Below are 14536 nucleotides of genomic sequence, written 5' to 3'. Positions count from 1 at the left end.
GCTTGGTGCTGGGTGCTGGGTGCTGCAACGGTCAGGACGTCAGCACGATGCTGCTGTAGTACGACTTGAGGATGGCGGCGTACTTCTTGCCGGCCGCAGCCTGGTCGCGGGTCCCGTACTGGGACATCCAGTTGCCGTCGACCCATGCGCCGCAGGCCGTCTTCGTGGCGCAGTAATGCGCCTGCAGGATCTTCCCGCTGCGCGTCATCCGGGTGTTCCAGGTGCGGTCCACCGCCGCGCTCGTCGATGCCTTCGCCGACCCCGGACGGTAAACCTGGCTGCCGGTGTCGTCACGCACGTCGTAGCACTTCCCGCTGGCTGTGGTGCGGGTCGAATGGAGGGCCCAGTACCAGGCGAAACTCTTGACGGCCATTGCGCCCGCGTCGAGGGAGGCCGCGGGCCAGCTGGAAATCCACTCGTTGGGCAGCACGTTCTTCACGTAGGTCTTGAATGCGACCCGCTCGACGCGGCCGGTGCTGACGCGGTAGACCAGGATGGATGTCGGCAGCACGCTGTTGGTGCCGTCGGTCTTGCAGCCGGTCGGCGCTGATGTCAAAAGCTTGTGCGAAGCATTGTTGTTCTTCAGCGTCGCGTTCAGGTTGCCTTTCGCTCCCGCCGCGAAATCCTGATGGGCGCCTGCGTAATTGCTGTTGAAATAGACCCGTACCGTCTTTCCCGTGCGGTTCCACACCGATGCGGCGTGGTTCTTGACGCAGAAACCCTTGCCGTTGCCGGCGCCCTTGAACTCATAGCAGCTCGGTTGGGTTGCGCCGTAATCGTCGAGAGAACCGGTGAAGTCGGAGATCGACCCCGCCTCATTGCTGTTGTAGTAATAACAGAACTCACCACTGTTGCATTGCCCGTCCCGGGACGCCGCCGACGCCGGCGCTGCGACGGCGACAACGCCGACCAGCGCCATCGCCATTGCCGCAGCGATGGCGGCAAGTCTTCTCCAGAGTTTCATGATGTGACCCCGTTCGGAATGTCGGAATGGGAGAGGAAACCGCGTGGTGAGCCCGCACGCCGCACATGGTCGTGCGGCAGGTGCTGCGCCGGCGCGGTCAAAGCCGATCTGGAAGGGCAGCTTTCGCGTGCCGCCCGGCGGTCGCAAGGGCAGCCCCTGCCCTTGTCCGCGGCCGCATTTTCCGGCGACTCTGCTCGCGACAGACAGCTCGTCGGGCTCGCAACTGGACCTGCACCGCACGCCGGACCGAATCGGCCGCGGCGGGTCTTCAACCATCGAAAGGCGGCCAACCATGACCGACACGACCCTGATCCGCACCACCCTGATCGACGACACCCTGATCGACGACACCCTGATCGACGACACCAAGCCGACGCGCACGACCCACCGGACGTGGCGATCCCGCCTCGTCCCCGCCCACCGGGTGAGGGCCGTCGTGGCGGCTGCCGGGCTGCTGGCGGCCGGCGTCCTGATGCCCGCGACCCCGGCCTTCGCGGCATCCCGTGACGGGCACTGCGACGCGGGCGAGTTCTGCCTCTACTACAACAGCAACCAGGCCGGCTCGGTGTCGGACTTCACCGGCTCGATCTCCGATTATGGTTCGACCCAGCCCTCCTGTTACGACTTCAAGGGCGCCGGGAATGGCAAGGGTGTCTGCGTCAAGAACAATGCGGCATCGGTGTGGAACCGGACATCCGGGCCGGTCACGGTCTTTTTCAACAGCGGTTACGGCGGCGCGAGCCAGAAGATCGCCGCCGGCGGCAAGGCCAACCTCTCCTCGGCCCTCAAGAACGAGAACGCCTCGCACAAGTTCGGGGCGGTGACCGGCAGGACGAACATGTCCTCCGGGCTCTACGGACTCAGCGGCGGTCGCATCACCTGCGGCTTCGACGGATACGTCAACACTCCCGGTCGTCACGAGGGAATCGATATCGCCCGAGGCATCGGTTCCCCGGTTCGCGCCCTGGTCGCCGGGAAGGTCGTCAACATCGTCCGCGGCGCGAGCGGCGGCGGCGGTCTGTCCACCATCGCGGTTTACAACTCCACCTACGACAAGACGATCGTGTACCTGCATTCCGCCCCGTTGTCCGGTCTTTCCGTCGGACAGAACATCAGCAAGGGTCAGAAGATCGCGACCGAATCGTGGCGGGGTATCTCGTCCAGCGGCAGTGCCCACACCCATGTCGAGATGCGCTTGGGTAAGCGCACTCTCGCGGCGAAGAGTGTCGGTGATTCGCACCTGGACAACCCGAACCCGACGTCGTTCTGGAATGCGCGCGGCTACACCGTGAAGTAGCCCATCCCGTTACGGGAACCGGGAATGCGCTGCGGAGGCGGGCCACCATGGCCCGCCTCCGCCTCTGCATGCTCGGTCGGCATCGCTCCGCCCGTCAGCAATGTCGGGCCGCCTGTCGGTGAATATTTGTTGCGCCAACCGACACGGCCGGGACATCCAGGCGAAACTTCACGTGCCTAACGTCGGCCTCTCACCGCAGCGCAGAGGTCAGGGAGACACGATGCCGGAAGCCGACAGCCGTGAAGCAGCCGAAGTTCTCGAATCCGGCATCGGCCGACGGGACCTGCTCCGTGCGGCGGCCGTCATCGGGGGTGCGGCCACCGTCACCGGGTTGCCGGTGGCAGCCGCAGCGGCGTCACCCCTGGAGGTAGCGGGACGATCGGGGACGACCGGCGACCGTGATCGGCTGGAGATCCTGCAGCCGGGCACGGGCCGGATCACCGGTGACCACTATTTGAGCGCTGATCCCGACGAGGTGCTTTGGGGCTACGTTCCGGCGATCGGTGCGACCCCCGTGATGGAGATGGCGTCGGGGGAGACCGTCACCATCGACGCCCTCTCGCACGAGGGGATCCTGGAGGACCAGGGCCGCGACCCCGTGTCGTATTTCGGCGGGAAGGGCGTCAGGCGCCGCGCGGTGCTGAACGATGCAGTTGAGGTGGCCGCGGAATACGACAGGACGCCGCGGAACTTCGACGTCGACGGCCCGCACGTCGTCCTGGGACCGATCTACGTCAAGGGCGCCCGTCAGGGTGACGTGTTGAAGGTCGAGACCCTCGCAGCGGTGCCCCGTGTCCCGTATGGCGTCGTGTCCAGCAGGCACGGCAAAGGCGCGCTCGCGCAGGGCGCCGGCGGCACCGCCCCGGCAGGCATCACCCTCGCCGAGGTCATGCCGCCCGTTGCCACGGACGGTCGGTCGACCGGCGATCCGACCCGTTACGGCAACGTCTCCGTCTTCACCCCGGTGGAACAGCAGCGGGGCAGGTACTACGGGGTGATGGATCGCCGGCGCGGCGGATCTGTTCGGTTTCCGCTCAACCCGTTCATGGGGATGATGGGCGTCGCGTCGGCCCCGGCGCCGAAACTCGATGCGCCCGAGGTCAACTCGATCCCTCCCACCCTCGGCGGCGGTAATATCGACATCGGCCTGCTCGGCCCCGGATCGACGTTCTACCTACCGGTGTTCGACGACGGCGCACTCTTTTACGTCGGTGATCCCCACATGGCGATGGGGGACGGCGAGGTTGCGCTCACCGCGATGGAAGGGTCCATCAGGGCCACGTTCCGGCTCACCGTCTGCAAGCCCGGCAAGCGAGGCGTCCCCTCGGTCGCGTACCGGTATCCGTTCGCCGAGGACTCGAGATCATGGATCCCGATTGGGCTCTCCGATCCGAACGGCATCATCGACGGCCAGATCAACGACCTCGACATCGCCATGCGACGGGCTGTCGTCAATGCTCTGGACTTCCTGCAGCACGACCTCGGTATGGACAGGGACATTGCCTATGCCTACCTGTCGGCGGCCGGTGACTTCGTGATCTCACAGGTCGTCGACCGGACGGTGGGGGTGCACGGCGTGATCAGCAAGTCGCACTTCCACTGACGGACTTTCTAGACTCTGCGCATGCAGATCCGCCCCGCGGAACCGGACGACTGGTCGGCCATCTGGCCGTTTCTCTCGGAGATCCTCGCCGCCGGCGAGACCTATTGCTGGCCGCGGAACACCAGCGAGTCCGACGCCCGGACATGGTGGATGGGGAAACCCGGCGGACAGGTCTATGTCGCAGTGGCCGAGGACGGGACCGTCCTGGGCTCGGCGGAGATGCACCCGAATCAGCCGGCAGCGGGCTCGCACGTCGCCAATGCCGGATTCATGGTGTCGACGTCGGCAGCCGGTCGCGGAGTCGGCCGAGCCCTGGCCGAGCACCTGCTCGGGGAAGCGAGACACCTCGGCTACCGCGCCATGCAGTTCAATGCCGTCGTCGAGACGAACACTCGCGCCGTCGGGCTGTGGCAGTCGCTCGGGTTCACCATCCTGGCGACGGTGCCGGAAGCGTTCGCGCACCCCGAGGAAGGCCTCGTCGGTGTTCACATCATGTACCGCACGCTCTGAGATTCCCTCCACCACGAACCGTTGCTCACGACTAACCGTTCGTGCATACTTACCGATGTGTCCGCTGCGCTGGTCCTCGATGCGCTCGGTCATCCATCTCGCCGCCTGATCCTGGAAACTCTCCGGCCCGGGCCCCTGCCCGTTGGGGTCCTTGCCGAACGGCTGCCGATTTCCCGGCCGGCGGTGTCCCAGCATCTTCGGGTGCTCAAGCAGGCCTCCCTCGTCAAGGAAACCGTGATCGGGACGAGGCACGAGTACCGGCTCGACGCAACGGGTCTGCAGGATGTCCGTCGTTACCTCGAGCAGTTCTGGGATACCGCGTTGAGTGCCTTCGTCGCATTGGCCGAAGTCGAGGCGGCCGCTGCCGAACAGGACGCCGCGCAACCCCCGCCCATCATCGAGTCCGACCCAAGGGGAAACACATGACAACAGAATCCGCACACGACATCGCCGTCCGCCGCTCGGTACTCGTTCCGCTGCCGCCGGACCGCGCCTTCGCGTTGTTCACCGTCCGGATGGCAGCCTTCTGGCCGCCCTCACACAGCATCGGCGACGTGCCCATCGCTGACGTCGTGATCGAACCCCGAGTGGGCGGGCGGTGGTTCGAACGTGGGGTCGACGGCAGCGAATGCGACTGGGGGCGGATCGCTGCCTGGGACCCGCCGAACAGGGTCGTCCTGCTCTGGCAACTGGGCGTCGACTGGCGGCTCGATCCTGATCTGGAGACCGAGGTCGAGGTGACGTTCACCCCAATCCGCCCCGGCGAGACCGAAGTCGAATTGGTGCATCACCACCTCGAACGATTCGGCGATGAGACCGAATCCATGCGTAGCGTCTTCGACGCAACCGACGGCTGGGAGTCCATCCTTGCCGGGTTCGTCGCAATGGCTGACGGTGATCGATCCTGATCGCCCAAGGCGTGACGTACGCAGGCACAGCAGCGATCTCGTCGGAGCGGCGCTGACCCGGCAGCCCGGCCCTGGTGATTCCTCAGGCGTCACAGCAAAGGCACAGTCGGCGAACAGCTTCGCGCTTGGTCCGGGTTCCACAGTGAGTTGACCACCATGGAATCCCGACCGAGGAGAATCACGTGCGCAACGTTCAGCAGGACCGTCCGACGTATCAGGGCCGCCCATTGCCCCGGCCGGCGGACGAGGTCGTCGATCAGGGACTCGCATTCGATGTCGCCACGCTGATGGGCCGGCGGCAGATGCTGCGGACGATCGGGCTGGGCGCGGCGGCACTGGGCCTGGCAGCCTGTGGCGGCGGGTCCGACACCGGTGCTGCGACCACGGCGGCCGCCTCGTCGACGGCCGCCTCGACGGCGGCCGCGGCGACGGGATCATCGTCGACATCGGTTGCCTCAGCTGAGATCCCGGACGAGACCGCCGGCCCGTACCCCGGTGACGGCTCGAACGGGCCGGATGTGCTGGAGCAGTCCGGCATTGTCCGCAGCGACCTGCGATCGAGCTTCGGCGAGTCGAGTGGCACTGCCGCGGGAATCCCGATGACGCTGAAACTGTCGATCACCGACCTCGCGAACGGTGGAGTGCCGTTTGCCGGGGTCGCCGTGTATGTGTGGCACTGCAATCGCGACGGGGCGTATTCCATGTATTCGTCCGGTGTCGAGGACCAGAATTATCTCCGCGGCGTCCAGGTTGCCGGCGCAGATGGGCAAGTCACGTTCACCAGTATCTTCCCGGCCTGTTACAGCGGTCGATGGCCGCACATTCATTTCGAGGTCTATCCCGATCAGGCGAGCATCACCGATGTGTCCACCGTCATGGCGACATCGCAGGTCGCACTTCCGAAGGACGCCTGCGATGCCGCCTATGCGGCGACCGGGTACGAGGCCTCCGTGCAGAGCCTGGCGCAGGTCAGCCTGGCCGGCGACAACGTCTTCGGTGACGACGGGGGAGCGAGCCAGCTGGGATCGGTGACGGGCGACCCGACCAACGGGTACACCGTCAGCCTGGCCGTCGGCGTGGACACCACGACGACTCCGACAGGCGGCGGTGCTCCGGGTGGCGGTGCTCCGGGGCGGTGACCATGGTGCGGTGATCATGGTGCGGTGTTCCGGGGGCCGAAACCAGGGGGTGGAGCTCAGGGTGGTGCACGCCGACGGGCGCGCGTCCCGGCGGCTAGGCTGGCCGCGCGGTCGCCCGTCGAGAGCGGCTGCCCCGGAACGATCCCACTCGTGGAAAGAGTCGTCATGGCAGATCAACCCGACGTCGCCGAGATCGCCCAAACGCTGGCCATCATCGAGGACCGGGATCCGGCACGCACGGATGTCTCCCGTTTCGACAGCGATCATTCGGTGTTGCTGGACATGCGCGACAGAGTCGCCGGCCTCGTGGTGCAGCAGCGGACCGACGGGGCCGAATCGGACGGGTCGGACGTTTCTCCGCTGCTCGACCGGATCGAGAACGCGATCGACAACAACCGCGCGAAGCGGGAGTTGGCAGCTGCCGGCCGTTTCCAGGCCTGACATCCCGGGGGTGAACCGGCGCTGCTCTCGACAGTGGTTCTCGCCGCTCGGATCCAGCCGGGCACGCCCGGTCCCGCGGGCGGGTCGAGTGTCGTTTCAGCAGGGACTTTCGGACCGGGGACCCTGCTGGTGTGGCAGTGGGCGGTTCGTGTCAGGGCCGGACAGTAAGGTCACCGGGCAATGCCGTGCATGCGTCGGCGAGAGCGGCAACGGCCCGGGTGATCGCGCGCTCGTTCAGCGCGGCGAAGCCGAAGATCAGCGCCGGCGGCCCGGGCGTGATGCGGTGCGGTGCGAGACCGTTGACGGCCACTCCCCGCGCCGCTGCGGCTCGCACGACAGCGTCTTCATCGGCACCCGCCGGGAGGTGAGCGATCAGGTGCAACCCCGCCGACACTCCAGACGGGCGAAGCCCGGGAAGTTGATCGGACAGGGCACGCAACAGGGCATCCCGGCGGCCTCGGTAGATCGGGCGCATTCGTCTCAGGTGCCGGTCGTATTCGCCGCGGACCAGGAAGTCCGCGAACGTCAGCTGGTCCAGCACCGGCGAGCCGCGGTCTGCCTGGACCTTCGCCGCGGCCAGTGCGTCGACCAAGCGGTCCGGCGCGATGATCCACCCGAGCCGTAATCCTGGCGCGAGCGTCTTGCTGGCCGACCCGATGTAGAGCACGCGATCGGGAGCCAGTCCGTGCAGAGCTCCGACAGGTGTCTGCGTGTAACGGAACTCGGCGTCGTAGTCGTCTTCGATGATGAGCCGGTCGGCCTGCTCCGCCCACGACACCAACCGGGTACGCGACTCGGGGGAGAGGACCGCTCCCGTCAACTGGTGGGCGGGGGTGACCAGGACCGCCTGCGCACCACTGCGCTCGAGGGCGTCCACGTCGACACCGGCTTCGGTCACAGGGATACCGACGACCTCCATGCCCCTGGCCGCGGCCGCGGAACGCACGTCCTCGAACGACGGGTCCTCAACCGCCAAACGCCGGACTCCGGCCGCCCACAGGACCTGCGTCGCGAGGGCGAACCCCTGCGCGAACCCGTTGCAGATCAACATCTTCTCGGGGTCCGCCCACGTGCCGCGCACCCGGTTGAGGTAATCGGCAAGGGCGTTACGAAGCTCCGGCGCACCTCTGCCGTCGAGGTAGATGAACCGCTCCGACGGGGTGTCGTTGATCGCCCGCCTTGCCGACCGCAGCCATGCGGCACGGGGAAACTGTGTCACGTCGGGCCGGCCGTAGAGCATGTCGAATGTGGGCCGCTGCGTCACCGCGACCGGGGTGCTCGGAGACAGCGGACTCGCCGGTGCCCCGCCGATGGAAGCGACAGTGGTCGACCCGCCGGCCCGCGTCAGCAGGTACCCCTCCGCCACCAGCTGCTCATATGCCTCCACGATCACACCGCGGGAGACGCCCAGGTCGGCGGCCAGGCTCCGCGACGACGGAACCGGAGTCCCGTGCCGGAGCCGCCGCGAGCGGATCGCATCGCGGATCGCGGTCTCCACCTGCCGGTGCAGGGGCGCTCCGGCGTCGCGGTCCAACGGCACCAGCAGTTCCACGCCGCTGACAGAACTGGTCCTGATTTCGGTCATCGAACTGGACCTTACCGGCGGACCAGTGGGCTGTCAGGGTGAACATCACCAGGGAGTCCGAACGTCCGAGCCGGAGGCACGTCATGCGAATCAGATCCATCAATCGTCTGCAGCAACGGCTGTCCGACCGACGGGGCATCCGTCAGTTCGAGAACGCGATGTTGAGGTCGGAACCACATGTCCGCGCCGAGTTGCGGGCGGCCGCGGTGCGTTCGTCAGACCGAGAGGGTCGGAGGACATGACGCAGCAGGCGGCCGTCGCCGAGGCCTTCTGCCGCCATCGCTTCTCCGAGGCCTACCCGCAGCTCGCGGACGACGTGCGGTGGGTGATGGTCGGCGGCGCCACGCTGACCGGGAAACAGGAGGTGATCGCGGCCTGCGAGCGGACCCTCGAGGAACTCACAGCGGTGACGACCCGATTCCGAAGGTTCCGTGTCATCGAGGCCGCCGACTCCGTCGTTGTCGACTCGATCAGCGAGTATCGGGAGCCCAGTGGAGTGCTGTCGGTCGTCGCGTCCTGCGACATCTTCGATTTCACTGACGGCCGGATCACCGAGATCACCTCGTACACAGTGGAACTCACCGAGCCAGCCGCCGCCGAATAGCGGCGGCGCAGGGTCGTCGGGCGGCCGGCTAGCCCGGTCCGCGGTCCACACGCACCAGCGGTGGACCTGCGCGGATCACACCGGAGCGGGATGGCTTCCCGCCGGGCTGGTGTGGATCGACGCCGCGGTCAGCCGTCGGACATCGGTCAGCAGTCGATGCTCCGCGTGGTGGGCGATCTCGTGCGCCTCGGTCAGCGACAGGGTCGGATCGACCTCGATGTCGGCGTCCGCCTGCAGTGTGTGCCCGAGCCAACGAAGTCGGAGGTCGCGGACAGTGCGCACCCCCGGGGTGCCGAGCAGGCTGGATTCGGCGGCGTCGACGGTGGCCGGATCGACGCCGTCCATCAACCGCCGGAACACGTCCCGGGTCGCCGACCGCAACACCAACAGGATCGCGAAGGCGATGACGAGGCCGATGATCGGGTCTGCCGCAGGCCAACCCAGCGCGACACCGCCCGCGCCGGCAACCACCGCCAGCGACGTCAGGCCGTCCGTCCGTGCATGCAGCCCATCGGCGACGAGCGCGGCGGATCCGATCTGCCGGCCGACGCGGATGCGGTACAGCGCAACGAGTTCGTTGCCTGCGAATCCGATCAGCCCGGCCACGGCCACCCACCCGAGGTGTTCGATCGGGGCGGGATCGATCAACCGCCGGATCGCCTCCCACCCCGCGATGACCGCGGAAAGAGCGATCATCGCGACGATGAACAGGCCGGCAAGATCTTCCGCGCGCCCGTAGCCGTAGGTGTAGCGGCGTGACGCCCGGCGCCGCGTCAGCGCGAACGCGATCCACAACGGGATGGCGGTCAATGCATCCGAGAAGTTGTGGACCGTATCGGCCAGCAGTGCGACCGACCCGCTGATGGCGACGACCGCCAACTGGAGCATGGCGGTGACGCCGAGGGCGACCAAGCTGATCTTGACCGCGCGGATGCCGTGCGCGCTGCCCTCGAGTTCGGAGTCCACGGAGTCCGCGCTGTCGTGGCTGTGCGGCCGGAACACCGAGAGCAGAACGCCTTTCAGGCCGGTCGGGTGGTCGTGGGAATGGTGGTCGTGGGAATGGCTGTCGCCGGAATGGGCGTGGGAATGGCCGTGATCGTGCGAATGGCCGTGGCCGGAATGGGCGTGGGAATGGCCGTGATCGTGGGAATGGCCGTGGCCGGAACGAGCGTGCAAATTGCTGTCGTCGGAATGGCCGTCAGACCCCGAGTGGTCGCGGTCGTGTCCCGGGTGCTGGTGCTCGGAACGGTCAGCGGGGTGACGCGTCATGGTCGCCCGCCGGCCGTTCGCCGTGCGACGCGGCTGTCCTGCATTGCGCCCGCGTCGACCGCGGTGACGGACGCGCGGTGGTGGGCAGGAATGGACGGACCGGCGTGCTCGGCGTTGTGGACGGCGTCGATGATCAGTTGACGCACGTGGTCGTTCTCGAGTTGGTAGAAGATCTGGGTGCCCTCGCGACGGGTGCGGACCAGCCGGGCCATCCGCAGCTTCGCCAGATGCTGGGACACCGACGGACCGGGTTTGCCGATGGTGTCGGCCAGCTCGTTGACCGACATCTCCCTGTCGATCAGCGCCCACAGGATCTGGACCCGGGTGCCGTCGGCCAGCATGCGGAACACCTCGACGGCCAGAGCTACCTGGTCCGCCGGTAGCGCACGCGTCTCTTCAGCACTATCTGCATTCATGCGCAGATAATAGCAACTCGGGCCGGTCGAACGCTCAGCCGACCTGGAGGACGCCCATCATCCCGAGGTCCTCGTGGTCGAGAACGTGGCAGTGATAGACGGTGCGGCCGGCGTACCGGTCGAACCTGATCCGGACGACGGTGCTGCTCCGTGCGGGGACCGTGACGACGTCCTGCCAGGTCGGGGATTCGACGTGCGTCCCGTCGATCCGGACCACCTGCATCGGCCAGACATGGAGATGGAACGGGTGGTCCATCTCACTGGTGTTGATGATCGTCCACTCCTCGACGGCGCCCCTGGCAGCACGCTGATCAACCCGGTCGGGATCGAAGTGCCGGTCGTCGATGGTGAACGAAAACGGCGACGATTCCGCCATGTCCATGCCCATGGCCAGCGTGAGCGTCCGTCGCTCGACCACATCCGCCCCGCGAATCCGCGGAACCCTGGGCGAGGTGGGAGCGGGGGCGGGTTCGCCGGATGGTGGGGCGTCACCGGTCACGGTGAGGACGGCAAGATCAATGGGTGCCGGGTGAGCCGAAGCGCCTCCCATGCCGCCGCCTCCCATGCCGCCGGATCCCATGCCTCCGGATCCCATGCCGCCGGATCCCATGCCTCCGGATCCCATGCCTCCGGATCCCATGCCTCCGGATCCCATGCCGGGCATGCCCATCCCCGGGGCGACCCGGTCGTACGGCACGGCCTGCAACGTGCTCGACCCAGGCCTGATGTCGACCAGAAGGTCCGCGCGATTGCCCGGTGCGAGCAGCACCTGGGTGACGTCATACGGCTCTTCGAGCGGCAGGTCGATGCCGAGCAGGAGCAGGTCCTGCCCGTCCAACCGCAGGTGCAGGTAGCGGGAGACGCAGGCGTTGACGATCCGCCAGCGTTCCCGGGTGCCCGCAACGGCGGTCAGCTCGGGGCGGAGCTGACCATTGATCAGGACCAGTTCGCCCTCGCGGCCAAAACGACGCTGCATGGCCGAGACGGGCGGTACGGTCCCGTCGCCGTCGAGGGTGAGGTCCGAGATGACCAGGACCCGTTCGGTGTCCGCCGGCACGGTGTCGCCGATGATGATCGCCCCGTACAGGCCGCCGTAGACCTGATCGGCGACCATCCCGTGGTGGTGCGGGTGGTACCAGAATGTCCCGGTCGGATGGTCGGTCGGGATGCGGTAGTCGTAGTGGAAGGTCTCACCCGGTTGCACGACGACGAAGGGGTTGTCGCTGTTGCCGTTCGGCGAGACCTGCAGTCCGTGGGTGTGCAGGTTGGTCGGCTCGTCCAGTCCGTTGACCAGGTCGATGCCGAGATGGTCACCCGGCATCAGGTGCAGGGTCGGGCCGGGAACGCCGCCGTTGTAGCGCAGGGTCGTCGCCGACCGTCCGGCGAGCAGGCCCGTTCCCATTCCCGCTTCGAGACGAACGTCCAGCGACCCTCGCCGGCTGCTGATGATGTCGGGCTGCAGCAAGGTCGCTGGTCCCGCCTGGTCCGGCGTCTTCATGTCCGCCCACGCCAATCCGGCGCCGCCGGCGGCGAGCCCCGCGGCGCCCAGTCCGACCAGCTGCAATGCCCGCCGGCGACTCATCTTCGGCATCGCGAATCACCGCCCTCGCCATACTTCATCGTGCGCACCGGGTAGGGAGGGCGGCAAGGGTCGAACGACCCGGTCCTGGCGGGATGGCGCACTTTGTCCGGCTCGAGCCTGCTGGTCGCGGTGAACGCGTTGCTGCTCAAGCGACTTCGGCTTCCCATGCCACCGACCGGGCCGCGCGGTCAGCCGCGGAGGGCGCCCACAGCCAGTGCGACGTCATCCGCCGTCGAGTAGAGGTGGAAGGCGACCCGGACTCTGCCCGCCCGCATCCCGAATCGCACACCCGCCGCCGTCAGCCGTTCCACGGCGGCGGGTTCGGCGGGGACGCTGACGATGGCCGAGTTGGATGGCTGCTGACCGAGTTCGGTCAGGAATCGATTCGCCAGCCCGACGTTGTGCCGCCCGATCGCCTCGACGCCGACGGTCGCCAGCACCTGGAGCGCCGGCGCCGTCCCCACCCAGCAATGCCAGGCCGGCGAGATGTCGAAGCGCCGCGCGTCCCGCGAGAGCCGCACCGGCAGCCCGTAATACGAGTCGTGCACGGACTCACCGGCAAACCAGCCGGCGGCAAGGGGTGTGAGCCGTTCGGCGAAGGCGGGGTGACGATCGGCGAGGTCGCGGTGATGTGCCAGGAAGGCTGTGCCACGGGGACTGCACAGCCACTTGTAGGCGCCGCAGACAAGCAGGTCGACGCTGTCGGCGTCGAACGGCAGCCAACCGATGGCCTGTGTCGCGTCGACAACGGTGACCGCGCCGACCTCCCGGGCGGCGCGGCCGATCGCCGCTGAATCCGCGACCTCGCCCGTCGCTGATTGAACCGCCGAGTACGCGACGACGTCGACGTCCGGGGTGATGGCCTCGGCGAGCCGGTTCGCGGGCGCCGACCGGACGGTCACCCCACGGTCGGCGTGCACGCCCCACGGGAAGACGTTCGAGGTGAACTCCACATCCGGGACCAGGACGACACCCCCGTCGGGCACCGCATTCGCCGCCGGGGCCAGCAGCTGGGAGACGGCGGCGCCGGTGGCCACCGTCGCCGGGTCCCCCCCCACCAGCGCGGCGAACAGCCGCCGTGACTCCTCGACGGAATCGGCCCACGGCTCCCAGCTCGTGCGGCCGGCCCGCCAGTCATTCTGGGCGGCCTGCAGGGCATCCCATCCCGGGCGCGGCGGCACGCCGTAGGACGACGTGTTGAGGTAGCCGGGGTCGACGTCCCAGAGGGTCGCGGCCTTTGACAGGTCGGCGGGGAGGTCAGGTGCCGATGGCTGCTCGGCCGGAACAGCAGTCATGGGAGCCAGTCAAGCAGCACCGTCCGTCATCCCGTCAGCCGGCGAACTCACGCACGGGCACGCCCCGGGCACCGGCCGGTACCCGGAACAACGAACCCGCCAACGGGTCCTGGCCGTCCTCGAGCCCCTCGCGGGACGTGGTGATGAACAGCTCGTCGAGGTTGTCACCGCCCAGCGTGCAGGCCGTGACGTTGGTGGCCGGAACGCGGACGACCTCGTCCAGCACGCCGCCGTCGGAGTAGTGCAGAACCTTGCTCCCGCCGTAGACGGCCACCCACACCCCGCCCTCGCTGTCCACGGTCAACCCGTCCGGCATGCCCTCACCGTCCGGGATACGGGCGAAGGTCCGCCTGCCGGTCAGCCCGGACTGCGGGTCGTAGTCGAAGACATCGACGGCGCCGGTCGGGGTGTCGACGTAGTAGGCGAGCGAGCCGTCCGGGCTCCACTCGAGTCCGTTTGACACAGTGACGTCCTCGAGGACGACCTCCACGGTGCCGCCCGGGTCGAGCCGGTAGAGCTTGCCGGCGCCGGGCTGCTGGTCGTACGCCATCGATCCGCAGTAGAAACGGCCGTCCGGGTCGCAGCCGCCTTCGTTCATCCGTGCCTTGTCGTGGTCCCACAGGTGATCGAGAACGGTGATGCTGCCGTTGGTTTCCTCGAAGGCGAACCCTCGCTCGACCGCGATGACGGCGCCACCGGTGCGCCGCGGACGGACCACGGCGGCGATCGTCCCGACGTGCCGGCGCTGCACCTCACCGTCCGTCAGCGACAGGATGTCGCCGGCGAACATGTCCACCCAGCGCAGGCCGCCCCACCTCGGCGACCACACCGGGCCCTCACCGTGGAACGTCACCGGGTCGGTCACCTGTTCGGCCTCGAGCGTCATGCCCGCGATTGTGCACGGTCGATCACGCCGGGTGGCC

At 67.8% G+C, this 14536-nt stretch carries 14 protein-coding genes and 2 pseudogenes; 8 read left to right on the top strand and 8 right to left on the bottom strand.

Translation table 11 applies throughout. The annotated features are described in order from the left end of the window. Positions 1-31: 31 nt before the first annotated feature. Positions 32-466: pseudogene (locus ACVBEQ_RS00785) on the bottom strand (SpoIID/LytB domain-containing protein); the annotation flags it as partial. 93 nt (positions 467-559) lie between these two features. Beyond that, positions 560-925, bottom strand: a pseudogene (locus ACVBEQ_RS00780) (peptidase inhibitor family I36 protein); the annotation flags it as partial. A 511-nt stretch (positions 926-1436) separates the two neighbouring features. On the opposite strand from ACVBEQ_RS00780, the gene ACVBEQ_RS00775 reads away from it, so the two are divergent. The 7 genes from ACVBEQ_RS00775 to ACVBEQ_RS00745 all read left to right on the top strand — a co-directional run bounded on the left by ACVBEQ_RS00775 (position 1437) and on the right by ACVBEQ_RS00745 (position 6862). Next, the gene (locus tag ACVBEQ_RS00775) at positions 1437-2261 is read left to right on the top strand and encodes a peptidase inhibitor family I36 protein (RefSeq protein ID WP_447151805.1); all 825 of its coding nucleotides are present in this window, start codon (positions 1437-1439) and stop codon (positions 2259-2261) included. Between the two features lie 220 nt (positions 2262-2481). After that, entirely contained in the window at positions 2482-3864 is a 1383-nt protein-coding gene (locus ACVBEQ_RS00770; protein ID WP_447151504.1) for an acetamidase/formamidase family protein, read from the top strand. A gap of 21 nt (positions 3865-3885) precedes the next feature. After that, complete coding sequence (locus ACVBEQ_RS00765; RefSeq protein ID WP_447151503.1) at positions 3886-4374, top strand: GNAT family N-acetyltransferase; 489 nt, start codon at positions 3886-3888, stop codon at positions 4372-4374. A gap of 57 nt (positions 4375-4431) precedes the next feature. Continuing rightward, positions 4432-4800, top strand: a complete 369-nt coding sequence (locus tag ACVBEQ_RS00760) for an ArsR/SmtB family transcription factor (RefSeq protein ID WP_447151502.1) — start codon at positions 4432-4434, stop codon at positions 4798-4800. Continuing rightward, entirely contained in the window at positions 4797-5282 is a 486-nt protein-coding gene (locus tag ACVBEQ_RS00755) for an SRPBCC family protein (protein WP_447151501.1), read from the top strand. Before ACVBEQ_RS00760 ends, ACVBEQ_RS00755 begins: the two co-directional genes overlap by 4 nt. A 182-nt stretch (positions 5283-5464) precedes the next feature. Next, on the top strand, positions 5465-6421 hold the full coding sequence (locus tag ACVBEQ_RS00750; RefSeq protein WP_447151500.1) for a dioxygenase family protein: 957 nt from the start codon (positions 5465-5467) through the stop codon (positions 6419-6421). 165 nt (positions 6422-6586) lie between these two features. Further along, the gene (locus tag ACVBEQ_RS00745) at positions 6587-6862 is read left to right on the top strand and encodes a hypothetical protein (protein ID WP_447151499.1); all 276 of its coding nucleotides are present in this window, start codon (positions 6587-6589) and stop codon (positions 6860-6862) included. A 151-nt stretch (positions 6863-7013) separates the two neighbouring features. Here ACVBEQ_RS00745 and pdxR read toward each other — a convergent pair whose 3' ends face one another. Continuing rightward, positions 7014-8447 carry a MocR-like pyridoxine biosynthesis transcription factor PdxR gene (gene pdxR, locus ACVBEQ_RS00740; protein WP_447151498.1) on the bottom strand — a complete coding sequence of 478 codons (1434 nt, stop codon included), beginning with the start codon at positions 8445-8447 and terminating at the stop codon, positions 7014-7016. Positions 8448-8685: 238 nt separating this feature from the next. Between pdxR and ACVBEQ_RS00735 the strand changes: the two genes are divergently transcribed. Continuing rightward, positions 8686-9051, top strand: coding sequence for a nuclear transport factor 2 family protein (locus tag ACVBEQ_RS00735; protein WP_447151497.1), 366 nt, complete (start codon positions 8686-8688; stop codon positions 9049-9051). A gap of 75 nt (positions 9052-9126) precedes the next feature. On the opposite strand, the gene ACVBEQ_RS00730 is transcribed toward ACVBEQ_RS00735, so the two are convergent. The 5 genes from ACVBEQ_RS00730 to ACVBEQ_RS00710 all read right to left on the bottom strand — a co-directional run bounded on the left by ACVBEQ_RS00730 (position 9127) and on the right by ACVBEQ_RS00710 (position 14499). Continuing rightward, a complete protein-coding gene (locus tag ACVBEQ_RS00730) occupies positions 9127-10320 on the bottom strand; it encodes a cation diffusion facilitator family transporter (protein ID WP_473163153.1) in 1194 nt (397 codons plus the stop codon). Then, positions 10317-10736 carry an ArsR/SmtB family transcription factor gene (locus ACVBEQ_RS00725; protein ID WP_447151495.1) on the bottom strand — a complete coding sequence of 140 codons (420 nt, stop codon included), beginning with the start codon at positions 10734-10736 and terminating at the stop codon, positions 10317-10319. The genes ACVBEQ_RS00730 and ACVBEQ_RS00725 overlap by 4 nt, the downstream gene beginning before the upstream one ends. A gap of 34 nt (positions 10737-10770) precedes the next feature. Beyond that, complete coding sequence (locus ACVBEQ_RS00720; protein ID WP_447151494.1) at positions 10771-12327, bottom strand: multicopper oxidase family protein; 1557 nt, start codon at positions 12325-12327, stop codon at positions 10771-10773. Positions 12328-12506: 179 nt separating this feature from the next. Then, positions 12507-13613 carry an aminotransferase class V-fold PLP-dependent enzyme gene (locus ACVBEQ_RS00715; protein ID WP_447151493.1) on the bottom strand — a complete coding sequence of 369 codons (1107 nt, stop codon included), beginning with the start codon at positions 13611-13613 and terminating at the stop codon, positions 12507-12509. Positions 13614-13647: 34 nt separating this feature from the next. Then, positions 13648-14499 carry an SMP-30/gluconolactonase/LRE family protein gene (locus ACVBEQ_RS00710; RefSeq protein ID WP_447151492.1) on the bottom strand — a complete coding sequence of 284 codons (852 nt, stop codon included), beginning with the start codon at positions 14497-14499 and terminating at the stop codon, positions 13648-13650. Positions 14500-14536: the final 37 nt, after the last annotated feature.

It is taken from the genome of Nakamurella sp. GG22, from assembly GCF_052976845.2.
The sequence above is the reverse complement of the archived record's forward strand: the minus strand, read 5'-3'. Positions and strand labels throughout refer to the sequence as shown.